The sequence below is a fragment of the Saccharopolyspora phatthalungensis genome, from assembly GCF_014203395.1.
Taxonomy (GTDB): domain Bacteria; phylum Actinomycetota; class Actinomycetes; order Mycobacteriales; family Pseudonocardiaceae; genus Saccharopolyspora; species Saccharopolyspora phatthalungensis.
Window position 1 is genome coordinate 5524270 of the sequence record NZ_JACHIW010000001.1, and the last position, 22700, is coordinate 5546969.

Here is a 22700-nt window from a genome sequence, read left to right on the forward strand (position 1 = left end):
ACTGCATGGTATATACCAAAGTCTTGATAAAGATATTGGACATATTTGACCAACGGGAGAAGCGGCCCGGTTGGGTGCCGTTCTCCCCTTTTGGCCAGGCGCCCCCGTCCCCGTTATCCGGCCAGGTGCACTGCATTCGGCGCGGCTATGCGGACGGGCTGTCAACGGGATGCGGGGGCTGCCGACGACGTCATGCGGCGCAGGTGAACCGCACGGAATGCCAACCGGTCGCGCCGTTCGGGATGACCGCGTGGCGCTCCGGCGTCTGCGGCTGCCCGGAGCGGTCGGTGGCTCGGCATTCCACGACGTGGTCGCCGGGCGGGAGGTGCAGGGTCGTGCGCCACATCCGCCAGGTGTCCCGGCTGACGTCGGTCGCGAGCTCGGCGGGCTGCCACGCGCCGCCATCGGCCCGCACCTCGACCCGGTCGATGCCGGTGTGCTGCGCCCAGGCGATCCCGGCCACCGTGAACGCCCCGGCGGGCACGGAAGCCCCCGCGCGCGGACGGTCGATGCGAGACTCGGTCTTGATCGGCGCCTGCCGGGCCCACCCCCGCCGTTCCCAGTAGTGCGCCCGGCCGAACGTGGTGACCTCGGCGTCCACCAGCCACTTGGTCGCCGACACGTAGCCGTAGAGTCCGGGAACCACCATGCGGACCGGAAACCCGTGTTCGAGGGGCAGGGGCTCGCCGTTCATGCCGACGGCCAGCAGCGCGCCCCGGTCCGGTTCGAGCAACACGTCGAGCGGAGTGCCGGCGGTGTAGCCGTCGACGCTGGTGGTGAACAGCTGCTGGGCGCCCGGCCGCACCCCAGCCTCCAGCAGCAGGTCCCGCACCGGCACACCGACGAACGTGGCCGTGGAGATCAGCGGGCCGCCGACCTCGTTGGAGACGCAGGTGAGCGTGATCGGGCGGGCTTCCAAACGGCGCTGGAGCAGATCGTCGAAGCTCAGCACCAGTTCGCGCTGCACCATCCCGTGCAGCCGCAGCCGCCAGTCCTCGGCGCGAACCTGCGGCACCACCAGCGCGGTGTCGATCCGGTAGAAGTCCCGGTTGGGGGTCAGAAACGTCGGGGTGCCGGAGGCGACGAAGTCGGCGTCGGGCGGGATCGGGGGGGCCGTGACCTTAGGGATTCGCGCGGCGGCCGCGAGCTGCGACGAGGTCACGCCCGCGCCCCGCTGCAGGAAACCGCCGGCGATGCCGGCGGCTCCCGCGCCGAGGACCACCAGGGTCGAGGCGACCAGGAACCGCCGCCGATCCGCGTCCACCTCGACCGGAGCCTCGGGAGCCACCGCGGCGACGTGGTGCAACCACCAGAACACCACGACGCCGACCACCAACGAGGTCAGCGGCGCGGCCAAGCCGCCCGTCGGCCGGGCTAACGCGGCACCGACGCCGACTAGGCCGAACACGCCGATCACCAGCACCCCAGGCCACCAGTGCCGCCGGGACAGCAGCCCGGCCACGGCGGCCAGCAGTGCGATCACGATGGTCATTCCGGTCAGCAGTGCCAGTTTGTCGGCAGTGCCGAACAGCGCGATGGCGAACTCCTTCACCGGCTCCGGCGTGAGGTCGATCAGCGTGTTGCCCACCACCGCGAACGGCGAGGTCCGGGGGGAAGTGAGGCCCGCGACGAGGTGTCCCGCGCCGAGCGCGGCGGCAGCGGCGAGCACGCCGACTACGGCGGCGCGCAGCCGCGGGATCGGTAACGAGGTCATACCCCTATTCGACGTCGGCCGGAGCGTCTTGGCCAGTGAAAGCGCCGCGACGGCAAGACCGACGTAAGACCGACGGCCAAGATCTGCCGGGATGATGACGGTGCGGCGCGCTCGACGGGCCGCCCGATGCCCGTCGCCCTTACCGTCGAGGCGTGCGAATTCTGGTTACCGGCGGTGCCGGGTTCATCGGGTCAGCCATCGCCGATGCGTTGGCCGACCGAGGCCACTGCGTAGTGCTGCTCGACGCGTTCCTCCCGCAGGCACACGGGACCGTGCCCCGGTCGTGCCACCCGCTGGTGCAGGGCGACGTGCGGGATGCCGAGGTCCTGCGCGGACTGCTCGGCGGCGTGGACGTCGTGTGCCACCAGGCCGCGATGGTCGGTCACGGCGTCGATCCGTCGGACATGCCCGACTACGCCTCGCACAACGACTATGGCACCGCTGTGTTGCTGGCCGCGATGCACGAGTCCGGGGTACGTCGCCTGGTGCTGGCGTCGTCGATGGTCGTCTACGGCGAGGGCCGCTACCGCTGTTCGCAGCACTCGCTGGTGCGGGCGGCCCCCCGGAGAGCCGACGACCTCGCCGCCGGGCAGTACGAGCCCAGATGCCCAGCCTGCGGCACGCCGCTCGAACCCGAGGTCGTCCCGGAGGACGCCGCGCCCGACCCTCGCAGCACCTACGCGGCGACCAAGCTCGCCCAAGAACATCTCGCCGCAGCGTGGGCCCGGCAAACCGGCGGTGGCGTGTGGGCGTTGCGCTACCACAACGTTTACGGGCCGTGGATGCCCAGCGGGACCCCGTATGCGGGGGTGGCGTCGCTGTTCCGCTCCGCGCTGCATCACGGCGAAGCGCCGATCGTCCTGGAAGACGGCCGCCAACGGCGGGATTTCGTGCACGTCACCGACGTCGCAGCCGCCAACGTCGCCGCGGTGGAAACCGAGGCTCCGCAAGGAGAACTGGACGCGCTGAACGTCTGTTCGGGCCGACCGCACACGATCGGCGAACTAGCCGCCGAGCTCGCCCGGGCTTTCGGCGGGCCGACTCCGCGCATCGTGGGCGGTTCGCGGCCCAACGACGTGCGCCACATCGTGGCCGATCCGGCGAAAGCGGCGCGTGTGCTGGGGTTTCGGGCCGAGGTTGATTTCGGCGCGGGCGTGGCCGCTTTCGCACAAGACCCGCTACGCGAGCCCGCGGCTGTGGTTTCTGATTTTGCCTGAAATTGGAGAATTTCGGCCGGGCGGCCGGTGCGAGAGGTGTACCGGGGTCGGCAACGGGGTAGCCAGTACTCGAACTACTCGAACAGCGGTGCGTGCCTGTGCAGCACGGCGGTGGTGAACGCGATCAGATCGGCGCGCCGCCGCTGAGCACCGGCGTGCGGGCGTAAAGATTCCTCAAGCCTGTCACGGGTTTCGGTTCCGTCCACATTGAGCTTCACTGGCACTCATGCACGATGTGGACGTAGTGTTGCCGTGCTTGGATGAAGCGGCGGCAATACCCGGGGTGCTGGGGGCGATTCCGCGCGGTTTCCGGCCGCTGGTGGTGGACAACGGGTCCCGGGACGGCTCGGCCGAGATCGCCGCTGCGCACGGCGCGGTGGTGGTCCGCGAGCCCCGCCGTGGCTATGGGGCGGCCGTGCACGCCGGTTTGATGGCAGTGGAGGGGGAATTCGTCTGCTTCCTGGATTGCGATGGCTCGCTGGACCCGGCCGTGCTGCCGACGCTGGTAGGCCTGGTGCGCCAGGGGCAGGCGGATCTGGCGGTCGGAAGGCGGGTTCCGGTGTCGGCCAAGGCGTGGCCTTGGCATGCGCGGGCGGGCAACGCCTTGATCGCCCGGCTGCTGCGGCGCCGCGGCCTGCCGGTGCACGACATCGCGCCGATCCGTGCCGCCAGGCGAACAGCCTTGCTACGGTTGGGGATCGCCGACCGCGCCTTCGGCTATCCGCTCGAACTGCTGTGCAAGGCCGCGGCGGCACAGTGGCGAGTGTGCGAGCTGGATGTCGAATACCGGCCTCGCGCATCCGGAACCCGGTCGAAGGTTTCCGGCTCGGTGCTCGGCACGATCCGCGCCGTCCGCGACATGGCGGGGGTGTTGCGATGAGCACGACGGCGCTTCTCGTGGTGGCGAAAGCCCCTGTTCCCGGCCTGGCCAAGACCAGGTTGTGCCCGCCCGCAACGTATGCCGAAGCGGCTCACATCGCCGCCGCGAGCCTGCTGGACACAGTGGACGCGGTTCGGCGCACGCCCAACGTCCGGCCGGTGGTGGCCATGGTCGGGGATCTGGACGCGGCAGCCTGTTCGACAGAGCTGCGCGACGCGCTGCGCGGCTGGACGGTTCTCGGCCAACGGGGTGATGGTTTCCCCGCGCGGTTGGCCGCGGCCCACGCCGACACCGCCGACGCACATCCCGGCCTCCCGATCATGCAAATCGGGATGGATACCCCGCAGGTGACACCCGGGCTGCTAGCCGAGGCGTGCGAAGCGCTCGGCACCGCGGACGCGGCGCTCGGCTTGGCCGGGGACGGCGGCTGGTGGGCGGCCGGTTTCCGGTCGGTCGCCCATGCCCGGCTGCTGCGCGGAATCCCCACGTCTCGCGCCGATACCGGCGAGCGAACCTTGGCGGCCTTGCATGCCGCCGGCCTGCGCGTCGCCACATTGCCCATACTGTCCGATGTGGACACCATGGAAGACGCGTGGCGCGTTGCGGATCTGTTGCCGCATTCCCGTTTCGTGGCGAGCCTGCCGTCCCGGTGCGATAGTGCGGGTGCGGTCGATGAGCGGTGAGTTCGATGTCGCGCTGCACGGTGCCGTTTGCACCCTGCTGACCAGCGACGGCAACGTGCGGACGTTGCCGGGGCGGCGCTGGTCCGCCGCACCCGACGCCGCCGACCGGCACCTGCTGCGCACCTGCCGAGGCCCGACGCTCGATATCGGCTGCGGGCCCGGTCGGCTCACGGCGGCGCTCACCGGCAGGGGCGTGGTGGCGCTCGGCATCGATACCTCCCAGCTCGCGGTGCGCCTTACGATCAGCCGGCGTGGCGTGGCGCTGTGCCGCGACGTGTTCCGCCCGGTTCCCGGTGCGGGCAATTGGCGCGAGGCGCTGCTCGTCGACGGAAACATCGGTATCGGCGGTGATCCGCGAGCGCTGTTGCGCCGGGTCTACCAGCTGCTGCGGTCCGGCGGACGTGCCTGGGTGGAAGTCGAACCGCCGGGTACCGGGCTGTGGCGGGGCACCGGCCGGGTCGCGCACGCTCAGGGGCGCGGCGCCGCGTTCCGCTGGGCGGTCGTCGGCGCGGATGCGATCGCTGCGCTGGCCGCGGTAAGCGGTTTCGGCCTGAGCCAGCTCGCCGAACATCACGGGCGGTGGCTCGCGGCGCTGGACTCGAACCCGGCGTCGTGGGAGTCCCTGGCCGGGAGCGCCAGCCCGGCGATGTGTCCGGGGCAACGTTGACGCCACCCCGTGCGGGCATCGATGATCCCCCGGTGCGATTGGCTTGGATGTCCTTTGTGGACTCTTGGGGAGACTCGGAATGGTACCCGATGGTGGAATCACGTCGTTGCGGATGATCCGGCCGTTTGGTACGAATTTCCCTCGCTTGCCCGGATGCTTGCTCCAACGGGCACTCCTCGGTTGCCGGGCCGCGATTGGTCCGAACAGTCCCGTTGGCAAGCGATGTCATATCGGATACTGCATGCGAAATGCTGGCGAGCGATGGTAGTCGCGCCGGAACGGGCCGCACGCCCTGTCCCGTGGCTGCGCACGAATGTGAGGTGTCGATGAACTTCCCGGTGTGGGTGTGGATCGCGACCCTGGCGGCGCTGGCCGCCCTGATCGTGGGCGACCTGGTGTTCGTCGGCCGCCGACCGCATGCGGTCGGAGTCCGGGAAGCGAGTCTCTGGGTCGCCTGCTACGTCGCCTTGGCCGCCCTGTTCGGCGGGATCCTGCTGGTCTTCGCCGGGCCCACCAGTGGCGCCGAGTTCTTCGCCGGCTACGTGACCGAATATAGCCTCTCGGTCGACAACCTGTTCGTGTTCGTCATCATCATGTCGCGGTTCGCCGTGCCGAAGGAGCACCAGCACCGGGTGCTGTTCATCGGCATCGTGCTCTCGCTGGTGTTGCGCGGGGTATGCATCGCGGCCGGGGTTGCCGCCCTGAACGCCTTCAACTGGATCTTCTACATCTTCGGCGCGTTCCTGATCTACACGGCGCTCAAAGTCGCCAAGGACGGCGCCGGCGACGAACCCGAAGAGCCGGACAACGCGATCATCCGCACTTTGCAGCGTGTGCTGCCCACCTCCGGCTCGTACGACGGCGGCAAGATGACCACCCGGGTCGACGGGCGGCGGCTGTTCACCCCGATGGTCGTGGTCGTCGCCGCGCTCGGGCTGGCCAACGTCGTCTTCGCGCTGGACTCGATGCCCGCGATCTTCGGCCTCACCAAGGACGGCTTCATCATCTTCACCGCGAACGCCTTCGCGCTGCTGGGCCTGCGGCAGCTGTACTTCGTCATCGGCGGCCTGCTGGACCGCCTGGTGTACCTCAGCTACGGCCTGTCCGTGGTCCTCGGCTTCATCGGCCTGAAGCTGATCATCGAGGCGCTGCACGGCTCGCACATCGACGAGATCCGTTTCGCGATCCCGGACATCGGCATCGCCGCCTCCCTGGGCTTCATCGTGCTCACCCTCGCCGTGACGACGGTGGCGAGCCTGCTCCGTTCCCGCTCGGCAGCGAAGGCCGCCGACCGGGACGCGCCGACCGAGGCACGCCAACCCGCGCACAGCGGCGAGCGCACCGCCTGACGACAGGATCCGATGTGGACGTGCCAGCGCACGAGGCATGAGCAGGCGGAATACCAGGCGGGGCGGCGGCGTTCCTCTCGTTATGAGAAAGCGGACGCCGCAGGACGCGCCGTCCCCGCCCGAGCCGCGGACGGCACGGGAGTTAGTGGCCGAGGAGCGGGCGAGCGCGATGGCCCGGATCGAGTCGCTGGAACGCCATCTGGCCTCGATCCGCGAGGTCTCGACGTGGACGGGCACCGACGATGAGCACGACCCCGAGGGCGCCACCATCGCCTACGAGCGCGCCCAGGTGCAGAGCCTGCTCGCGGACGCCCGGCGGGAGCTCGATGCGCTGGAACGGGCCACCTCCCGCCTGGACGATGGCACCTACGGCGTGTGCGAACGGTGCGGAAAGCCCATCGGACCGGAGCGCCTGGAAGCGTTGCCGGCCGCGACGACCTGCATCGCCTGCGCCACCCGCCGCTGAGCGTTCCTTCACCGCCTTGCCAGGTCCACGATCGCGCCGATCACCTCCGGCCCGTCGAGCAGCCGCAGGTCGTTGTGGCCCGCCCCCGGAACCTCGATGCGGCGGGTGCCGGGCAGGACCCCGGCCACGGCGCGGCTCTGCTCGGGCGGCACGATCGTGTCAGCGGTGCCGTGCACGACGGTGACCGGGCACCGCACCTCGGCGAGGTGCGAGACCAGCGGGTAGCGGTCCCGAAGCAGCAGTTCCACCGGTAAGAACGGGTAGTGCAGCCGTCCGAGCGAGGTCAGGTCGGTGAACGGCGAACGCAACACCAGACCAGCGGGCGGTTCCTGCGCCGCAAGCTCGGTGACCACCGCGGCACCGAGGCTTTCCCCGAAGTAGATCAACCGGCCAGCGGGCATCCCGGCCTCGTCGACGAGGAAGCTGCGCGCGGCCCGGACGTCCCGGGCGAGCCCGTCTTGACCGGGATGACCCGGATTGCCGCCGTAACCTCGGTAATCGAACAGCAGTACCGCGAGGCCCTGGTCGGTGAGCGCATCCGCCAGGGGTGCCCGCAGCGATCGGTCGCCGCCATTGCCGTTGGCGACGAGCACGGCGAAGTTTCGCTTGAACCCGCGTGCGGGCACGTACCAGGCCCCGAGCTCCAACCCGTCGCTGGTGCGCAGCGACTTCTCCTGCGCTCCCGCGATGACTGCCGCGGCCGGGGGCAGTGGCCCGCGGGACGGGAAGTAGATCAGCTTTCGCTGAAACGCCAAGGTCAACGCCATCACCACGACAACTGTCAATACCGCGACAAGGACCCCGTCGCCACACCTGCCCAGTCTGCACCGCTCAGTCGGCGCCCGCGGCGGCCGGACGGGAGAAGGTGCGCCGGTAGTCGCGCGGCGTGACCCCGACGATGCGCCGGAAGTGGTGGCGCAGTAGCGCGGCCGTGCCGAACCCGCATTCGCGCGCGATCTGGTCGATGCCCAGTGGGGAGTCTTCGAGCAGCCGCCGGGCATGTAGCACGCGCTGGGTGACAAGCCACTGGTTCGGGGTGGTCCCCGTTTCGGCGACGAAGCGCCGCGCGAAGGTGCGCTGAGACATCTGGGCCCGCCCGGCGAGGCTGGCGACGGTGTGCTCGGTGTCCAGCGTCTCGTGCATCCAGCTCAGCAACGGTTCGAGGCTGTCCCCGGAGTGCTCCGGGACCGGCAGGTCGATGAACTGCCGCTGCCCGCCGTCGCGTTGTGGCGGAATCACCATCCGCCGGGCGATCTTCATCGCCGCCGTGGCGCCGAGTTCTCGGCGGATCAAGTGCAGGCAGGCGTCGATGCCGGCGGCGGTGCCCGCGCTGGTCACCACGTTGCCGTCGTCGACGTAGAGCACGTCCGGATCGAGCTGCGTGGTCGGGAACCGGCGGCGGAATTCGGCCGCGTGGTACCAGTGCGTCGTGCATCGCCGACCGTCGAGAATCCCGGCGGCACCGAGCACGAACGCCCCGGTGCACACCGAGAGCACGGTGGCCCCGCGAGCCTCGGCCGCCCGCAGTCCGGCAAGCACTCCCGGCGGGTAGGCGTCCCGGATCCGGCATGCCGGGACCGCGACGACATCGGCCCCGTCCAGGCCATCGAGACCGTGCTCGGGGACGAGACTCATTCCCACGGACGTGCGCAGCGGAGCCCCGGGGCGTTCGCCGCACACCCGGAACTCGATCGGCGGCACGCCGTCGGCGGTGCGGTCGAGGCCGAACACCTCGCACAGCACGCCGAGTTCGAACGGCGCGGCGGCGTCCAGAACAACCGCCGCGACGGTGCTCAGCATGCCGTCAACGGTAGCTGGCAGGATTTTATGGCACAACGGCATGACTGCCACTGTTGGCAGGAAATGGTGCATCGGACACTTGGTGCCAGTAAGGCACCCATCGACCTCCCCAGGGATGACGCGCCATGCACACGCCCCTGCAAGACAAGCCGTCGCGCAACCGATTCGCCCGGATCAGGAGGTACTTCGCGATCCAGAACTCGTTGTGGTCCCGCCAACTCGCAGCGCTCCAGCCGTGGGACCAGGACGCGGAGCTGCACTGGGTCCGCAATCCGGTCACCCGCCGCTGGGAACTGCGCGGCGGAGTGCTCCCCGAGTCATGACGCGGACAGGCGGGCCAGCCGCCGGGGCGTAGGCCACCGGACGTGGCTGGCCCAGCCGCATTTCTCGAAGATCCAGATGAGGCGGGCCGAGATGTCGATCTGCCCGGGCCGCACGCCGTGCCGGGCGCAGGTCGGGTCGGCGTGGTGCAGGTTGTGCCACGACTCGCCCATGCTCAGCAACGCGAGCGGCCAGAAGTTCGCCGCCTTGTCCCGGGTGTGGAACGGTCGGTCGCCGATGAGGTGGCAGATCGAGTTCACCGACCAGGCCACGTGGTGCAGGGCCGCCACGCGGACGAGACCGGCCCAGAAGAAGGCCGTCGCCGCGCCCCACCAGGTGCCGGTGATCAGCCAGCCGGTGAGCGCGGGCAGCGCGAAGGTGAGCACGGTCAGCGGGCCGAAGAGCCGGTGGATCAGCCGGATATCCCGGTCCGCCAGCAGATCCGGCACGAATCGCTGCTGATTGGTCAGATCGCGTTCGAAGATCCACCCCAGGTGCGCGTGCCAGAAGCCGCGCGCCACGGCAGCGGGTGAGGTGCCGAACGCCCACGGCGAATGCGGATCCCCGTCGCGGTCGGCGAAGGCATGGTGCCGGCGGTGATCGGCCACCCAGTGCAGGATTGGGCCCTGCACGGCCATGCTCCCGGCGACCGCGAGAGTGATGCGCAACCAACGCTTCGCGCGGAACGAACCGTGGGTGAAGTAGCGGTGGTAGCCGACTGTCACGCCGAGGATGGTCAGCGCGTACCAGCCGATCGCCAGCAGCGCGTCCCACCAGTGCAGCCCCCACCCCCACGCGATCGGGACGGCGGAGATCAAGCCGAGGAATGGCCCGACGATGAACAGATAGACCGACAGGTGCGGGGCCAGCGGACGCCGCCCGGCCAGCAAGGGCTTGGGGCTCGCCGTCTGAGTGGCGTGCATGGCAGCGGAACCTCGAATCGGTAGGCAGGAACGCCGGCTATCGTCGCCGACCACCACGAAACCCGCAACGCCACCGTAGGGCAAGGAACTACGGGTGAACTACTCGCGGCTGGTGGGAGTCCTTGGCACGCTCGAACTGTCCTCAGTGGACTTCGTCTCCCGTGGCTCGGGCAGGTGCTCTCGGCTGGCGGGGCCCCGGCGCCCCTGACCTTCCCGACCCGATCGGTCGGGAATGCCCCGAGTGGGGTTTTTCCGAAACGTCCCCGGGTGGCTACCCTGTTGGTCAGCGGGAGGGCCCGGAAACTCCACGACGGAGGTGTCTGCCATGCGGATCGCCGACATTCTGCGGAACAAGGGGTCGGAAGTGGCGACCATCTCGGCCACGAGATCGGTGTTCGACCTGATGGCCGCGCTGGCCGACTACAACATCGGCGCCATGGTGGTGACCGATGCTTCCGGCGGGATCGTCGGGATCGTCTCGGAGCGCGACGTCGTTCGCGGTCTCAACGACCACGGACCCGACGTTCTGCGGGACTCGGTGTCTCGGATCATGACTAGCGACGTGGTCACCTGCGGCCCCGAAGACTCGGTCGAGAGTCTGACGGTGGTGATGACCGAGCGCCGGATTCGGCACATTCCCGTTGTCTCCGAAGGCAGCATGGTCGGCATCGTGAGCATCGGCGACATGGTGAAGAGCCGGATCAGGCAGCTCGAAGAAGAGCAGGAGCAGCTTGAGGCTTACATCACCAACGGCTGACCCGGCCCCGCGCCCCGGAACCTGCCCAAGCCCTCGGTACAAGGCCGGGGCGCTGCTCGAACCGGGTCAGGTGAGGGCACGCCGGAAGAGGTCCGGGATCGGTTTCGGGTCGAACCAGGTCGACTTCGGCGGCATCGACCGGCCCTCGTCCGAGGTGGCCAGCACCTGCTCGATCGTGGGGGGATGGGGGATCAGGCGCAGGGCGTTCTGATCACTGCACCAGCATGCCTCCAGGGCGTGGTGCCGGTTCGGCGGAGTCTCGATCTGGTGGTCGGTCAGGTCGTGCAGTTTCGGAAGCAGGTCTTGCTCGATCACGAACGCGTCGATTCCGCCGGGTTCCAGTGCGGTGCGCAGCCACAGCCGGTACCAGTGCTCGCCGAGGCCGACCGCCACCACGCCGGGTTTCGTCGGCGCCGAGGACTCTTCGATCCGCGCGATCGAAGGATCTCCGGCGAGGCGGTCCAGCACGTCTTGGGCGGATGTTCCCGGGGTCAGGGCGAAGCAACGGTGGTAGCCGAGGATCCGCATTTCGTCGCTCGGGAACACCGCGGCGAGCGTGAAGGCGCTGGGGTGGTCGGGCCCTAGCCGGCCGCGTCGGGCGCCATAGCGCTCGGCGGCCAGCATCCGGTGGTGGCCATCGGCGATGTAAAGGTTTCTCATGCCGCCGATCTCGTCGCCCAGGGCGCGCGCGAGGTCCGCGTCGTGCCGGACCCACACCGTATGGATGACGCCGTTGCTGGTCAGCCGGACGGCGGGGGTCTCGGCGGTGATCTCGTCCAGCCGCGTGCGCAAGTGTCCTCTGTGGACCAGCATCACGGGCATCCGCTCGATCCCGGTGGCCTCGGTCTGCTCGTCGAGCTGGCGTACGCGGGCCGGTTGGGTGGCTTCGTGGCCGCGGATCCGCCCATTGCGGTAGTCGTCGATGGAGACCTCGATCACGAGTCCGGTCTGCCGGTGCCGGCCGCTCTCCAACCGGTACACCACCACCGACGGTTCGATCAGCGCGCGGCCGGTCTCGCCCAGCAGCATGCGCGGTGGCCGCGCCGTGATCCCCGTGCCGTCGGGTGCGTCCTGCCGGATGGCGCTCATGAGAAGTCGCCGGAAGGCGTTGCGGGCTGCGGAGCACGCACCTCGTCGAGGTTCACGCAGTGCAGCACGGTGCCGGACTGGAACTCGTCCACCATCCGCACCACCTCGGCGGCGATCGCCTGCTGGGCCTGCTCGGTGGAGGCCCCGATGTGGTGGGTGCCGTAGACGTTCGGGTGCCTGAGCAGCCGGGACTCGATGCGCCCCGCGCCCGTTGCCGGCTCGTCGGCGAACACGTCCAGGCCGGCTCGAATGTCCTTGTCCTCCATCGCTTCGACGAGCGCGTCCTCGTCGACGAGCTCGCCGCGCGAGGTGTTCAGGATGATCGTGCCCGGCTGCATGCGGGCGAGCAGGTCGGCGTTGATCAGGTGCCGCGTCGCGTCGGTCGCCGGCACGTGCAGGGACAGGACATCGCAGATCCCCGCGAGTTCGTCCAAGTCGTTGACGAAGTGCACGCCGATCGCCCGGGCGCGCGCCAGCGTCTCCGGCGCACGCCCCGGCTTGGCGACCGCGTACACCGCCATGCCGAATGCCGTGGCGCGCTCGGCGAACGCGAGCCCGACGTGGCCCAGCCCGATGACACCGACCCGGCGGCCGAGGACTCCCCGCGCCCGTGAGTAGCGCTTCTTGTCCCAGCGTCCGGCACGCAGATCGGCGACGTTGTCGCAGATGTTGCGATCCAGCGCGAGCAACAAGGCGAAGGCGAGTTCGGCGACCGCTACCGCATTGCGCCCGGGCACGTTGCAGACGCGGATGCCACGCTTGGACGCGGCTTCGCAGTCGATCGTGTTGGTTCCGGATCCGGCCCGCACGACCAGGCGCAGCTCATCAGCGCCGGCGAGGGCCTCGGCTGGGACGCGGGTGCTGCGGACGATTAGAACCTCGCACCCGGCGAGCCGGTCGGCGAGCTGATCGGTGGTGGTGTCCGGTTGGTAGGTGCAGTCGTGGCCGTGTTCGGCCAGTTCCGCCAGGCGTGCGGCCGGGAACGCGTCGGCGAGCAGGACCCTCATCAGCAACTCCCTACCTGGATGCCGGCGGCTTCCCGGGGCCCGGCCGCGGGCGCGCCGCGACCGTCAAAGCTGTTGCTCTATGCGCACCAGTCTGCGCATGGCGCAATGGTGGCTGCCGGGCTGGAGCCGCGTCAACACCCGATCCGTGGTCGATGGCGCTCATCGGCACGTGTCACGAAGATCCCGCCACGCAACCTCGTACCCGGCGCCGTGGGGGTTCGAACACACACTTTCGCGCAGCCGATGCACGCCGCTGCGGCCAGCTTGCGCTACGAGTGTCCGGCACCAGGTGGGTAGGGTGATCGGTCGTGAGTGCTGAGCGTTGCGTACGCCGCATACGTCGAGCGCGGTAGTGCAACTGTCGCTCGCCGACCGACGACATCGACGCCCGCCGGACCGAAGCTGGAGCGGTAAGTGGACGCAGCTTCGGAGGTAGCAGTGATGTTGACCGAGTTCTTGACGCAGTGGGGCCCGAATCCCGGCTGGCACGGACCGCCCTGGGGACCGGGCTGGCCGATCGGATTGTTCTTCGTGCTGGTGGTAGTCGCGTTGGTCGCCACGGTGATCTGGCTGGCCGTGCGCGGCCGGCCGCGGCAGCCCTCCGCCGTGGAGCGGGCGAGGGAAATCCTGGCTGAGCGCTTCGCCCGGGGCGAGCTCAGCCCCGACGAGTACCGAGAGCGGCTCCACGAGCTGGGCTGATTCGGGTGGCCGCCGAAGCTGGTTTTCGCCGGCCACGCTCTTGGCTCGGTGACGCGCGCTCGGCGCAGGGCGAAGGCACTTGCCCGAATTCCGTTGGCAGCGCGGATATGGTGACGTTGACCGTCGCAAGTGGACGAAAGCGGGAGCGGGCGCGAGCCGCTCCCGCTTCGGCGGTCAGGACTCCAGGCCGAGGAAGCTCCACCGCGCGTCCGGGGCCAGGCCGCTGAGCCACTTGCCGCAGTTCTGCAGCACGCCGGGGCCGGAGGTGATGTGCTGGGTGCCCGCGTGCAGGTCCCGGAAGAACCGCTGGATCACCCCGCGCCGCAGCGCCGAAGTGCCCGCCCACTTGTAGGCCAGTCGGCCAACCTCGTGAGCGGAGGAGGTCGCGTTGTTCAGCGTCAGCCGGGCCAGGGTTTCCTGCTCGGTGTCGAGCGGTTCGCCGCGTTCCAGCGTCGCCTCGATGGCGCCCCAGACTTCTAGCGCCCAAGCCTGCGCGGAACGCAGCTTGCTCTCCGCGTTCGCGTAGTCGGCGAAGAACTGCTGGGTGTCGATCGAGGCGTTCGGGCTTCCGGTCTTCTTGGCGGCCAGTGCCTTGAGCTCGTCCAGCAGCCGGCGGCCGACCCCGATCGCCCAGCCGGTGTGCGAGATCCCAGACATATTCGCCAAACCGATGCGGTAGAGCGCGCCGCCATGGTGCGCCCGCATGGTGGCGGCCTCGAAGACGTGCGTGTCGGGGATGAACACGTCGTCGCAGGTGTAATCGATGCTGGCGGTGGACCGCAGCCCCAGCACATCCCAGTTGTCGATCAGCGTCGCCTGCTCCCTGGGGAAGGTGCAGATCAGTGCCTGCCCGGTTTCCTCGCACCAGGCCGCCGAATGGAGGTGGCTGGCCAGCGCGATGCCGGAGGCGAACTGCCAATGGCCGCTGAGCCGGTAACCGCCGTCCACCCGTATCGCGGTGCCGGGTTTGGTGCCCTGCCCGGCAATCACCGCAAACCGGTCGCCGGCGACATCGGGGAACAGGTCCCGCACGGAGGTACCGCCCAGGTACGCGGCGGTCGTGCCGGTGACCATCTGCAGCACCATGCAAACCCACGCCGCAGAGGCATCGAGGTAGGACAGCTGGGTGATCGTCTCGATCTGCTGGCGGGGCGAGAACTCGTAGCCGCCCAGTTCGCGCGGAATGCCGATCTTGAGCACACCGGATTCGCGCAGGGCCTGTATGACTTTTTCGGGCAACTGCCCGGTTTCGTCGCTTCTGTCGGCGTTCTCGGCCAGCAGTGGGCCGAGGTCGGCCAATCGTTGCAGCAACGGGGAAAACTCGTCGCTGATGTGAAGCCCGGACGTTGCGGTGATCCCGATGGTCATGCTCGTGACTCCCTGTTGAGCTGCCTGTGATGGTTAAAAGCCTCGGCAGACTATTCGGCACGACCGGCCTCGTTGCTGAGGGCACACCGCGCGTCTGTTCGATTGATCTCACAAAAAACGGAAAATTTCCAACGTTGCCCGTGTGGGTGAGGGTAATCATTGGCGTTGGGAGTTACTGTTGTGTCACGTGCGCACGAAAGAGCCGATCGGCTGGCTTCCTCGACTCGGTTCGAGGGATCAAATAATGGGGGCGAGAGGTCGGGGACACGCCACATCGCGAGTCGCCGGTCGCTCGATTGACCACGGGAGTGGTCTGGAATGGATCTGATCACGAGGTGCAGTGACCTCCCGTATGAGCAATTGTGCGAGGAGATTCACATTGCCGGGCGGGCGCGCAAAGAGGCCCTGGGGAGGGGCGCGACCGCCGACGTAGAGGTGGCGGAGTCGGTGCTGAACTGGTTCTTGGACGAACTGGCGGACCGCCTTCGGCAGGGGCCCCACCGCGAGGCAAGGCCGAGGGGGGAGGCCGTTCCACAGTGATGATTCACGAATGGTCGTTGGTCGGGACCGCGTCGATGAGCAGTTCGGCGGGGTCCCGCCGCGGCGCCGAAGGGGACGGCGCGCCGTAACCGATCCGCAGCAACGCCTGGGGGTGGGCCTCGTCGCCGAGCAGTCGACTAAGGCCGTCGCGGATCCCCGGTGCTGCCACGATTTCCGGCAGCGTCGCGGCGACCAGTCCGCGCGCGGTGGCGGTCAGCCACACGCGTTGCCACGCCTGCCCGGCCTGCAGGTCGTTCTTCGGGCTGTTGCCCGCCGTGCACAACACGGCCAAAAGCGGGTCGGGTTCGAACTCGGTCGCCGGCACCGGTTCGTCGTCAAAGGCGGCGCGCGCGGTAAGTGCGGTGGAATCGGCGCGGAATCGGCACACCGCCAGTTCGAGGTGGGCGAGGTGCGCCAGACCTTCCAAGGTGCCGCGCTCGCTCGGCTGGACGAGATGCAGCCAGGCGTTCTCGGTCCGCGCCGCGCGCATCAGGTCCTGCTGTTGCGCGAACGGAACCGATGCCGAGCAGAACTGCCGCCGATGCGTGCGGCGATTCGGAATGGCCTCGTACAGCGCGACTTGTTCGGCGTCGGGTCGTTGGTGTCCACCGCTGCGGACCTCCGCCAGCAGCGTCGGGGGCGACAGGCGCGGCAACAACGTCACCACCGGCCGCACACCGGCATGCGCCAACGCGAGCCGGAGGTTGAGCAGCGCCGCGCCGCAGGCCAGGCGCAGTTCGCGGTCATTGGGGCCGGTCGGCGACCGCCGGGCCGGGTCCGCGTGCACCTCGATGACGTGCGGCAGCACCCGGAACCGCCACGGCTGGCTGTTGTGCGCCGACGGGGCCAGTCCGGCCAACCGGATGACCTGCGCCACCTGGTCGGGTACGAGATCGAAAACCGGAGGAAATCGTCGCATGCCCACTCCTCGCCAGCCCACGCACGGGGTGCGCAACCGTCACGGTGCCAGCAGCCGCCGGACGCGGGCAGAGTCAAATGACCTGTGCCGAAGCTCTTGGCGGGTAAGCGTTTCAGAACGCGGCGTTCAGCCGGTATGGCGGGAGTTGAGACGGGAACCAGGAGCGGCCAGCCCGCTGTGGGCGGTGACCAGGGCGGTGCGGGCGTCTTCGCGGTCGCCCTGGGCAAGGCAGTCGGCTGCGGTGCGTACTGCGCTCGCCGTCTCGGCGGAGATCTCGATGTGCGGGTGCTGGTCGAGGAGGCCGACCGCACGGGTCAGCTCCTGGTGGGCGCGGTCGGCGGGACGGTGCTGCGCGGTGAGCAAGTCGATCAGTGCTGTGTCCACCGCGTCTCGCAGGGCTGCCTCGGTCGAGGTGTGCGGTACTGCAGTCACGGGGCGGAAGTCTAAGCGCTGCAACGGATGTTCATCGTCCCCGAACATCACTCACACGGGTAGTCCTTGGTCGGGGCGGGAGCGCCGTGAACAGCGGCGTTCTGGATCTTCCCGGTCCGGGGAATGGTCAACGACGCGGCGGAGCGAGAAGGGTCACGGGGGCAATCGCCGGGCCGCTGGGACTTTGGTCTCTTCAGCTGTCCCGCTGCGGTGGTATGCCAAAACAAAGGTCCCATTGACGCAGGCGGGGAGCCGCTGCCATGGACGGTGTCGTGAAGAACTCGCTAGGTCCGGGGTTGGCCGACTCGAACGCGCGTCGGCTGATCCAGATCGCGAATCACCCTTGGGTGCGGGATGAAGTGCGCGCCGAGCAGCAAGCCCGGACCCGCCGAACCGCGGCGAACCTGGCGCTGTTGCGGGCCCCGCTCGACGGCGTGGACCTGGACAGCCGGGACCACGCTACGTTGACCTGGCTCGCCGATCACGATGCCGACATCGTGGCCGGCGTGCAAAGCCTGCTGAACCGTGCCCGGGCTGCCGAGCCGAGGCGGGAGTCGGGGCCCTGATCCCGTTGACATCGGGGACCTCGCGTGAAACCTCGCTCCCCGAGGCGTGTTCGCGGACCGGACCTGCAACGTGGACTCCCAACCAGAATTAGTCCCCGCCGCGCCGCCTGAATGTCCATTGCGGACAGTGTCTGTCCGGCGCCGCGGGTCCGTGGCGATTTCGCGCGTTAATGAACACGCGGCGCGGTGACTAGGTGAAATGCTGCTCGTAGCGCCCTCACCAGGCGTTACGAGCAGCACTAGCCTATCACTGGCGTTCACTGACACCCCCCTTACCGGCCAGCTCACGCACCCCTATACCCACACCTGCACACACACCCGCAGGCTCCCGGCGGCGGTCGTGCCAGGGTGCAGGTGCAGCACCGGTGGGAAGTGTCGACCCGTCGCTCGCCGCCGCCCGGATGGTCGCCACGCAGGCGCAGTGTGGGCTCGTTGCATCGCGGCCAGTGTCCGAGCTTCTCAGGGCCACACGTTGACTGAGAGGCCCTCACGCGATGCGGTAGGCGCTCACTCGTCCTGTTCGGCGAGTCCGCTCGACCTCCGGGCGGGGCTAGGTAGGATCACTGCCGGGTCGGCCGAACCCGTGCATAAGGAAGCGCCCGCACCCCGGTACTAGGCTTATCGGGGTACGGCGCTTTTTCGTGCAGTCAGCCCTGCGGGGTGTCGAACCGGTCGGCCTTGACTCCGCTCAGGAAGTGGCCCCACGCGGTCATGTCGAACACCAACGTGCCGCTAGCCCGGTCCTTGGTGTCCCGAACGCCCGCGAAACCAGGCGCCCCGCCGATCTCTACGCAATTTTCCTTTTCACTTGAGGTGATCTCAGTGGATTTTGCCGTGTTCGTGGCGGGTGAGGGTGAGCGCGGCTTGGACGATGGTGGTGATCTTGCGGGGGCTGGCGGTGATGTGTTGGAGGGTGCGCCAGCGTTGGGTGAGCAGGGCGAAGCCGCGTTCGCAGAGTGCGCGTAGGCCTCTGAGCAGGGCGTTGTAGGTTTTGTTGTCGATATCCAGTGGGCAGCCCTTGGGGGCGCTTTTGCTGTGTTTGATCGGGGTGAACACCCCGATGCCGGAGCCCTGGAATCCGCCGTCGCCCAGGGTCGGTAGGTCGAGTTCGGAATAGGCCCAGTACAGGGCGCCCAGGACGTGCTCTTGGGCGCTGGTGCTGTCGTGGACGCTGCCGGGTTCCACCGGTGAGGTCCACAGTGGGAATCCGGTGGGGTCGGTGATCATCAGGACGTTGCCGCCCTGGGTGTGGTGTTTGCCGGAAAACCACCGGTCGATGAGGATGCCGTTTTTGTTCTCGGTGGTTTCGCCGAGGCGGTCGGTGCTGAACAGTTTGCCGTCCACCATGACGTAGGCCGCCCCCTGCCCGGCGGCGTCTTCGAGTGCTTCGTGCAGATCAGGGGCCTGATCAGCGAGGACGTCGATGACCTCGTCGATATAGCGGTACCCGGTGGCGCGGCCGATGTTGTTGTCCCTGGCCAGTTTCGGGATCGGGGTGCGGTCGAGGAACCACCGCAGCCCCAGAACCGCCTGTTTGAACGGGGTCAACGCCCGTCGCCCGCGCGGGGTGAGGCGCCGGCGGCGTTCGGCGGCCAGCAGCCGCGACAGGTAGTGGGTGAGTTCGTCGTCGACATCGAGCGTGGCAGTATAGGTAATCACGTGGGGTCCTTGGTAACGAAGACGATCTTGTAGCGAGACCTTCTTCTACCAGGACCCCACGTCCTGTCTCCACAACCCCCTGCTCACAAGCCTCCCGCACCCCGCCCCCATTTCTCTGAGATCACCTCACTGCGCGAACTCTTTCGCCAGTTGTCGAACTGCATTTCACTCCTGACTCTCATGCTTGGCCACATAGGACTCAATGACCTCAAGCGAGTCGTCTTGATTTAAGGCGACCTCGTCGAGTATTTCGATCGCGTCAAGAAATGGTTGTACGTCCTCCTTTTCGGAGAGGAATGCGCCCGAGTGGCGCTGTTCTACATGTGCGACCGGCGAGTCTCGGATGAACTCGATCACCGAGAACCCGCCCGACATCACCGTATGTGCACCAGCCGAGAACGGGATCACGCGAGGCGTGATGTTCGCCCGCTCTGCTGCTGACGCGAGGTGTCGCAACTGCTCGGCCATGACCGACGGGCCGCCGACGCTTCGCGCGAACGCAGCCTCGTCGAAGTACGCGATCAGCTCGACCGGGTCCGACTGAGTCAGGATGCCCTGCCGAACCTGACGCACGTTGACGTACCGCTCAATCTGGTAGGCTTGCACGCCGAGTTTCGGCAGCAATGCGCGCGTGTAGCCCCGCGTTTGCAGCAGCCCCGGAACGAGCATCGTTGTCGCATTGGTGATCCGCCGGGCTCGTTGCTCCGCGTCAATGAGCGCGGTGTTCTGCGTGGTCAGTTCTAGTCCAACTTCCCACCATGCAGGCTGGTCGATATCGCGAGCGAGCTTGAGAAGCCGTTCGCGATCTTCGCCTATGACGCCAACGATCGCCAGTATTGCCGAAAGGTCCGCTTCGTTAGGCGTGAATTTGGCCAACTCGCAGCGGCTCACCTTGTTTTCGGATTAACCGAGCTTTTCGCCGACTTGGCGCATCGATAGCTGCGCAGCCTTGCGGGCGGCGCGCAGTTCTTTCGCTAGCGCACGTGCGCGGGGCGTCGCGGTCGTCATGTGGCCACCTTAGAGCTAGATCAGCCGCAGCCAGTGCACGGCCCGCGAGGGCTCGTCACCTGATAGTACCAATGGTGCCGTCTTGCGAGTCTCACACATGCTTTGAGAGTCTCTCACTGGTTGTAAGAGCAGCACCCAACGTAGCCCCTGAGCCACAGGCCGTAAACGGCGGGGAGGGCGGCGACACCGAGGGGATGGGGCCGCTCGCGCTGGTCGCGGTCGCCTGCGCGGCCGGCTCAATCGCCCCGCGGCGGCACGGGTCGGTCGCTGAACACCTGTCCGACTGGTGGGTGATCGCGCGCGGCCTCGCCAACGGACGACGGAACCGGCTGCACAAGCCTGTGCACCGAGGCGGTGCTCGCTGTGGCCGCGCCGACCGTGCCGCCGACGCAGCCGAGCCTGCGCCCGACCTGCCCGACGAGCTCGCGGCGAAGCTGCCGCCCGTCGGTGCCCCACAACGGGAGCCCCCAGCAGCCGAGTCCGGCCGCGCGTACTCCTACGGCCTCGCGATGATCGGCGACGAGGCTTCGCACCTGGTCGAGCCGGACGCGATCCGCAGCACGCTCGACGGTCGCAGCGTGGCTCAAACGCTGTGCTGTCACCTCGCGTGGGGTCCGCTGAGCGATCCCGTGGGCGGGTTCCCAGTCTGCGGCGAGTGCTTCGAAATTGCCCTCGGCATCTCTGAGAAGAAACTTCGAGCTCTGCTCATTCGGAAAGGAATCATTTAGTGCCGCGTTTGATCTCGGGCGAGACTCGTGACCGCGTAGTTCGCTTGTACGACAACGGAAAAGACCCGTCGATCCGGGAGCTGGCCCGCAAGTTTCACGTGTCCTACTCGACGATGCGCACCGCGCTTGTTGAGGCGGGCGTGACGATGCGCCCCTCGGGGAGCCCGAGCAAAACGGCGAGCTGATGCCGAGCCCGTTACCGCGGCCGGAACCGCCAACCGACCTCGTACTGCAGTGGCGAACGTTCGAACCACCGGGCGGCTGGGTGCCCGCCGAACCAGCTCAGCGACCACGAGAAGCGCGATCGCACGGAGGGAAATCGCAGTGATGACAGGGAAACATCGTCGCGGGTTCGTTGGCGCCGGGTTCAAGGTGACATTGTCGGGCGATCTGTTCGAGGAACCCTGCCGCAACTGGTTCACCCCTGTCGTGCCCGCTGAGCCCAGCCCGACCACTCCGTCACTGGCGGATGAGAAAGCGCTCGATGCCGAACGCCGCGCCGCGAGCGCGGTCGCGTTCACCCGTACTGCGAGGTCCCGCGAGGTTCTTCGCGCTGCGCTCGATGGCTTGTCCCGAATCTGAGGGAAGGCCCGCGGTGGAGACACGATAGGGAGGAACAGCGTGCACGAACTGATCGCATCCCCGTTTCTTGATCATCACCTGCTGTTGCGGCCGGGAAGACAGCAGGGGCTCAAGATTCCGACGAGCAAGTACCGGGAACTGCAGCAGACCCGCGTCGACCAGCCGTGCCCCTCGTGGCTGGTCGACGCCGCCCACCGGGCGTGGGCGCTCGACCTGAACGAGCGCCGGACGGGCGAGACGGTGCTCGTCCGGCAGCCCTCGCCCTACGGCTACGCCCGCGCGTCCTACGAGTTGAACCTCGGGTGCAACTACGATTGCCCGTTCTGCTACCTCGCAAGAAGCGGTTCGAGGGGCTCGGATGGCAGGACCGGGCGCGGCTGCTCCGCATCATGCGTGACGCCGGGGTCTTGTGGCTGCAGCTCACCGGCGGCGAACCGCTGATCGACCCGCTGTTCCTTGAGGTCTACGCCTTGGCCTACGAGCTCGGGATGATGCTCACGATCAGCACGAACGGCTCGCGCCTGCACAACTCGACGATTCTCGACCTGCTCACGCGCTACCTGCCCTACCGGGTCGTCGTGAGCATCTACGGCGCCACGGAAGCCACTTACGACGGCGTGACGCAGCGCCGCGGAACGTTCAAGCTGTTCCGGCGTGGCCTCGCCGCCGCCCGCGAAGCGGGTTTGCCGTTGCGGTTCAACGTGATCGTGGTCGAGGACAACAAGCACGAGGAAGCCGAAATGCGGGCGCTCGCCGACGGGTTCGGCGACGACCACCACGTCTACAGCAACATCTCGCCGACAATCCACAGCGGGCCGGAGAGCCTGACGTCGCAGTCAACCGAGCACCTGCGCGCCCGCACGCCCTTCACCGGGTGCAACGCCGGGGTAACCCACTTCCACGCCGACCCGTTCGGCCGGGCGTCGATCTGCAAAGTCGGCCGAGACGAGCAGGTCGACCTGATCGCCGAAGGAATCGAGGGGCTCTCACAGCTCCCGCCGATTGCGGACAAGTTGATGCTTCGCACCGGCGGGTGTTCGGGGTGTGCCCTGCAGGGCTCGTGTGGGGTCTGCAGGCCGCTCGCGAAGCGCTACCAAGAGGCAAACGCGCCCTTGGCTAGCTACTGCCAGCAGGGAGGGAGGTGAACCCTATGCCCGCCGTCCTGGTGACGCTCGAACCTCCGTCAAAGGAGCCGGAAGAGATCGAGTTCGTCCCGAATCTGGACGTGCTTTCTGAGTCGAACAGGTGCTCGTGCACCTCAAGTGATGACAATCCGTACTGATCGACAACGCCGCCACCCGAACGGGTCTGCACGCCGCGCCGTGT

General features: G+C 68.2%; 29 protein-coding genes. 16 read left to right on the plus strand and 13 right to left on the minus strand.

Features of this window, described 5'->3' with window-relative positions; genetic code table 11:
* Positions 1–190 precede the first annotated feature (190 nt).
* Complete coding sequence (locus BJ970_RS25270) at positions 191–1714, minus strand: molybdopterin-dependent oxidoreductase (protein WP_184728501.1); 1524 nt, start codon at positions 1712–1714, stop codon at positions 191–193.
* 152 nt (positions 1715–1866) lie between these two features.
* Between BJ970_RS25270 and BJ970_RS25275 the strand changes: the two genes are divergently transcribed.
* Positions 1867–2931: an NAD-dependent epimerase/dehydratase family protein gene (locus tag BJ970_RS25275; RefSeq protein ID WP_184728502.1), complete on the plus strand. Its 1065-nt coding sequence runs from the start codon at positions 1867–1869 to the stop codon at positions 2929–2931.
* A 74-nt stretch (positions 2932–3005) separates the two neighbouring features.
* On the opposite strand, the gene BJ970_RS25280 is transcribed toward BJ970_RS25275, so the two are convergent.
* Entirely contained in the window at positions 3006–3155 is a 150-nt protein-coding gene (locus tag BJ970_RS25280) for a hypothetical protein (protein ID WP_184728503.1), read from the minus strand.
* Between the two features lie 2 nt (positions 3156–3157).
* On the opposite strand from BJ970_RS25280, the gene BJ970_RS25285 reads away from it, so the two are divergent.
* The 5 genes from BJ970_RS25285 to BJ970_RS25305 all read left to right on the plus strand — a co-directional run bounded on the left by BJ970_RS25285 (position 3158) and on the right by BJ970_RS25305 (position 6976).
* Positions 3158–3811 carry a glycosyltransferase family 2 protein gene (locus tag BJ970_RS25285; RefSeq protein ID WP_184728504.1) on the plus strand — a complete coding sequence of 218 codons (654 nt, stop codon included), beginning with the start codon at positions 3158–3160 and terminating at the stop codon, positions 3809–3811.
* Entirely contained in the window at positions 3808–4494 is a 687-nt protein-coding gene (locus BJ970_RS25290; protein WP_184728505.1) for a TIGR04282 family arsenosugar biosynthesis glycosyltransferase, read from the plus strand. The genes BJ970_RS25285 and BJ970_RS25290 overlap by 4 nt, the downstream gene beginning before the upstream one ends.
* Positions 4484–5161, plus strand: coding sequence for a class I SAM-dependent methyltransferase (locus BJ970_RS25295; protein ID WP_184728506.1), 678 nt, complete (start codon positions 4484–4486; stop codon positions 5159–5161). Before BJ970_RS25290 ends, BJ970_RS25295 begins: the two co-directional genes overlap by 11 nt.
* Positions 5162–5460: 299 nt before the next feature.
* A complete protein-coding gene (locus tag BJ970_RS25300; protein ID WP_312864405.1) occupies positions 5461–6510 on the plus strand; it encodes a TerC family protein in 1050 nt (349 codons plus the stop codon).
* A gap of 82 nt (positions 6511–6592) precedes the next feature.
* Positions 6593–6976 (plus strand): TraR/DksA family transcriptional regulator, encoded by a 384-nt coding sequence (locus BJ970_RS25305; RefSeq protein ID WP_184728507.1) that lies wholly within the window; start codon positions 6593–6595, stop codon positions 6974–6976.
* Between the two features lie 8 nt (positions 6977–6984).
* Here BJ970_RS25305 and BJ970_RS25310 read toward each other — a convergent pair whose 3' ends face one another.
* Positions 6985–7743 (minus strand): alpha/beta hydrolase, encoded by a 759-nt coding sequence (locus BJ970_RS25310; protein WP_184729352.1) that lies wholly within the window; start codon positions 7741–7743, stop codon positions 6985–6987.
* 64 nt (positions 7744–7807) lie between these two features.
* Positions 7808–8776 (minus strand): GlxA family transcriptional regulator, encoded by a 969-nt coding sequence (locus tag BJ970_RS25315; protein ID WP_184728508.1) that lies wholly within the window; start codon positions 8774–8776, stop codon positions 7808–7810.
* Between the two features lie 125 nt (positions 8777–8901).
* Between BJ970_RS25315 and BJ970_RS25320 the strand changes: the two genes are divergently transcribed.
* The gene (locus tag BJ970_RS25320; protein WP_184728509.1) at positions 8902–9099 is read left to right on the plus strand and encodes a hypothetical protein; all 198 of its coding nucleotides are present in this window, start codon (positions 8902–8904) and stop codon (positions 9097–9099) included.
* On the opposite strand, the gene BJ970_RS25325 is transcribed toward BJ970_RS25320, so the two are convergent.
* A complete protein-coding gene (locus tag BJ970_RS25325; RefSeq protein ID WP_184728510.1) occupies positions 9094–10020 on the minus strand; it encodes an acyl-CoA desaturase in 927 nt (308 codons plus the stop codon). The two genes, BJ970_RS25320 and BJ970_RS25325, sit on opposite strands and share 6 nt — an antisense overlap.
* Before the next feature lie 325 nt (positions 10021–10345).
* On the opposite strand from BJ970_RS25325, the gene BJ970_RS25330 reads away from it, so the two are divergent.
* Positions 10346–10777 carry a CBS domain-containing protein gene (locus BJ970_RS25330; protein ID WP_184728511.1) on the plus strand — a complete coding sequence of 144 codons (432 nt, stop codon included), beginning with the start codon at positions 10346–10348 and terminating at the stop codon, positions 10775–10777.
* Between the two features lie 66 nt (positions 10778–10843).
* On the opposite strand, the gene BJ970_RS25335 is transcribed toward BJ970_RS25330, so the two are convergent.
* Complete coding sequence (locus BJ970_RS25335) at positions 10844–11866, minus strand: DUF1015 family protein (RefSeq protein WP_184728512.1); 1023 nt, start codon at positions 11864–11866, stop codon at positions 10844–10846.
* The gene (locus BJ970_RS25340; RefSeq protein WP_184728513.1) at positions 11863–12873 is read right to left on the minus strand and encodes an NAD(P)-dependent oxidoreductase; all 1011 of its coding nucleotides are present in this window, start codon (positions 12871–12873) and stop codon (positions 11863–11865) included. The genes BJ970_RS25335 and BJ970_RS25340 overlap by 4 nt, the downstream gene beginning before the upstream one ends.
* 441 nt (positions 12874–13314) lie before the next feature.
* Between BJ970_RS25340 and BJ970_RS37180 the strand changes: the two genes are divergently transcribed.
* Positions 13315–13572, plus strand: coding sequence for an SHOCT domain-containing protein (locus BJ970_RS37180; RefSeq protein WP_221467311.1), 258 nt, complete (start codon positions 13315–13317; stop codon positions 13570–13572).
* 174 nt (positions 13573–13746) lie between these two features.
* On the opposite strand, the gene BJ970_RS25350 is transcribed toward BJ970_RS37180, so the two are convergent.
* Positions 13747–14940 carry an acyl-CoA dehydrogenase family protein gene (locus tag BJ970_RS25350; protein WP_184728514.1) on the minus strand — a complete coding sequence of 398 codons (1194 nt, stop codon included), beginning with the start codon at positions 14938–14940 and terminating at the stop codon, positions 13747–13749.
* 318 nt (positions 14941–15258) lie between these two features.
* Here BJ970_RS25350 and BJ970_RS25355 point away from each other — a divergent pair, with 318 nt between their 5' ends.
* Complete coding sequence (locus BJ970_RS25355; RefSeq protein WP_184728515.1) at positions 15259–15480, plus strand: hypothetical protein; 222 nt, start codon at positions 15259–15261, stop codon at positions 15478–15480.
* 4 nt (positions 15481–15484) lie between these two features.
* On the opposite strand, the gene BJ970_RS25360 is transcribed toward BJ970_RS25355, so the two are convergent.
* Together BJ970_RS25360 and BJ970_RS25365 are read right to left on the minus strand one after the other, a co-directional pair.
* On the minus strand, positions 15485–16399 hold the full coding sequence (locus BJ970_RS25360) for a nitroreductase family protein (RefSeq protein WP_184728516.1): 915 nt from the start codon (positions 16397–16399) through the stop codon (positions 15485–15487).
* Between the two features lie 126 nt (positions 16400–16525).
* Positions 16526–16831, minus strand: coding sequence for a hypothetical protein (locus BJ970_RS25365; RefSeq protein WP_184728517.1), 306 nt, complete (start codon positions 16829–16831; stop codon positions 16526–16528).
* A gap of 260 nt (positions 16832–17091) precedes the next feature.
* Between BJ970_RS25365 and BJ970_RS25370 the strand changes: the two genes are divergently transcribed.
* Positions 17092–17397 (plus strand): hypothetical protein, encoded by a 306-nt coding sequence (locus BJ970_RS25370; protein WP_184728518.1) that lies wholly within the window; start codon positions 17092–17094, stop codon positions 17395–17397.
* 647 nt (positions 17398–18044) lie between these two features.
* Here BJ970_RS25370 and BJ970_RS25375 read toward each other — a convergent pair.
* The 3 genes from BJ970_RS25375 to BJ970_RS25385 all read right to left on the minus strand — a co-directional run bounded on the left by BJ970_RS25375 (position 18045) and on the right by BJ970_RS25385 (position 19947).
* Entirely contained in the window at positions 18045–18215 is a 171-nt protein-coding gene (locus BJ970_RS25375; RefSeq protein ID WP_184729354.1) for a DUF397 domain-containing protein, read from the minus strand.
* A gap of 1 nt (position 18216) precedes the next feature.
* Entirely contained in the window at positions 18217–19053 is an 837-nt protein-coding gene (locus tag BJ970_RS25380) for a transposase family protein (RefSeq protein WP_312864469.1), read from the minus strand.
* A gap of 168 nt (positions 19054–19221) precedes the next feature.
* Complete coding sequence (locus BJ970_RS25385; protein ID WP_184728520.1) at positions 19222–19947, minus strand: DUF5753 domain-containing protein; 726 nt, start codon at positions 19945–19947, stop codon at positions 19222–19224.
* 311 nt (positions 19948–20258) lie between these two features.
* On the opposite strand from BJ970_RS25385, the gene BJ970_RS25390 reads away from it, so the two are divergent.
* The 5 genes from BJ970_RS25390 to BJ970_RS25405 all read left to right on the plus strand — a co-directional run bounded on the left by BJ970_RS25390 (position 20259) and on the right by BJ970_RS25405 (position 22519).
* A complete protein-coding gene (locus BJ970_RS25390; protein WP_184728521.1) occupies positions 20259–20792 on the plus strand; it encodes a hypothetical protein in 534 nt (177 codons plus the stop codon).
* Complete coding sequence (locus BJ970_RS25395) at positions 20792–20977, plus strand: helix-turn-helix domain-containing protein (RefSeq protein ID WP_184728522.1); 186 nt, start codon at positions 20792–20794, stop codon at positions 20975–20977. Before BJ970_RS25390 ends, BJ970_RS25395 begins: the two co-directional genes overlap by 1 nt.
* Positions 20978–21119: 142 nt before the next feature.
* Positions 21120–21374 (plus strand): hypothetical protein, encoded by a 255-nt coding sequence (locus BJ970_RS25400; protein WP_184728523.1) that lies wholly within the window; start codon positions 21120–21122, stop codon positions 21372–21374.
* A 39-nt stretch (positions 21375–21413) separates the two neighbouring features.
* A complete protein-coding gene (locus BJ970_RS37185) occupies positions 21414–21815 on the plus strand; it encodes a hypothetical protein (protein WP_221467312.1) in 402 nt (133 codons plus the stop codon).
* A complete protein-coding gene (locus tag BJ970_RS25405) occupies positions 21764–22519 on the plus strand; it encodes a radical SAM protein (protein ID WP_221467313.1) in 756 nt (251 codons plus the stop codon). Before BJ970_RS37185 ends, BJ970_RS25405 begins: the two co-directional genes overlap by 52 nt.
* Positions 22520–22700: the final 181 nt, after the last annotated feature.

Excerpts from the sequence above, each read along its gene's own strand:
- BJ970_RS25270 (WP_184728501.1), bottom strand. The coding sequence starts at position 1,714 with ATGACCTCGTTACCGATCCCGCGGCTGCGCGCCGCCGTAGTCGGCGTG.
- BJ970_RS25285 (WP_184728504.1), top strand. The coding sequence starts at position 3,158 with ATGCACGATGTGGACGTAGTGTTGCCGTGCTTGGATGAAGCGGCGGCA.
- BJ970_RS25290 (WP_184728505.1), top strand. The coding sequence starts at position 3,808 with ATGAGCACGACGGCGCTTCTCGTGGTGGCGAAAGCCCCTGTTCCCGGC.
- BJ970_RS25295 (WP_184728506.1), top strand. The coding sequence starts at position 4,484 with ATGAGCGGTGAGTTCGATGTCGCGCTGCACGGTGCCGTTTGCACCCTG.
- BJ970_RS25305 (WP_184728507.1), top strand. The coding sequence starts at position 6,593 with ATGAGAAAGCGGACGCCGCAGGACGCGCCGTCCCCGCCCGAGCCGCGG.
- BJ970_RS25310 (WP_184729352.1), bottom strand. The coding sequence starts at position 7,743 with ATGGCGTTGACCTTGGCGTTTCAGCGAAAGCTGATCTACTTCCCGTCC.
- BJ970_RS25315 (WP_184728508.1), bottom strand. The coding sequence starts at position 8,776 with ATGCTGAGCACCGTCGCGGCGGTTGTTCTGGACGCCGCCGCGCCGTTC.
- BJ970_RS25320 (WP_184728509.1), top strand. The coding sequence starts at position 8,902 with ATGCACACGCCCCTGCAAGACAAGCCGTCGCGCAACCGATTCGCCCGG.
- BJ970_RS25325 (WP_184728510.1), bottom strand. The coding sequence starts at position 10,020 with ATGCACGCCACTCAGACGGCGAGCCCCAAGCCCTTGCTGGCCGGGCGG.
- BJ970_RS25330 (WP_184728511.1), top strand. The coding sequence starts at position 10,346 with ATGCGGATCGCCGACATTCTGCGGAACAAGGGGTCGGAAGTGGCGACC.
- BJ970_RS25335 (WP_184728512.1), bottom strand. The coding sequence starts at position 11,866 with ATGAGCGCCATCCGGCAGGACGCACCCGACGGCACGGGGATCACGGCG.
- BJ970_RS25340 (WP_184728513.1), bottom strand. The coding sequence starts at position 12,873 with ATGAGGGTCCTGCTCGCCGACGCGTTCCCGGCCGCACGCCTGGCGGAA.
- BJ970_RS37180 (WP_221467311.1), top strand. The coding sequence starts at position 13,315 with ATGTTGACCGAGTTCTTGACGCAGTGGGGCCCGAATCCCGGCTGGCAC.
- BJ970_RS25350 (WP_184728514.1), bottom strand. The coding sequence starts at position 14,940 with ATGACCATCGGGATCACCGCAACGTCCGGGCTTCACATCAGCGACGAG.
- BJ970_RS25355 (WP_184728515.1), top strand. The coding sequence starts at position 15,259 with ATGGATCTGATCACGAGGTGCAGTGACCTCCCGTATGAGCAATTGTGC.
- BJ970_RS25360 (WP_184728516.1), bottom strand. The coding sequence starts at position 16,399 with ATGCGACGATTTCCTCCGGTTTTCGATCTCGTACCCGACCAGGTGGCG.
- BJ970_RS25370 (WP_184728518.1), top strand. The coding sequence starts at position 17,092 with ATGGACGGTGTCGTGAAGAACTCGCTAGGTCCGGGGTTGGCCGACTCG.
- BJ970_RS25390 (WP_184728521.1), top strand. The coding sequence starts at position 20,259 with ATGGGGCCGCTCGCGCTGGTCGCGGTCGCCTGCGCGGCCGGCTCAATC.
- BJ970_RS25400 (WP_184728523.1), top strand. The coding sequence starts at position 21,120 with ATGACAGGGAAACATCGTCGCGGGTTCGTTGGCGCCGGGTTCAAGGTG.
- BJ970_RS25405 (WP_221467313.1), top strand. The coding sequence starts at position 21,764 with ATGCGTGACGCCGGGGTCTTGTGGCTGCAGCTCACCGGCGGCGAACCG.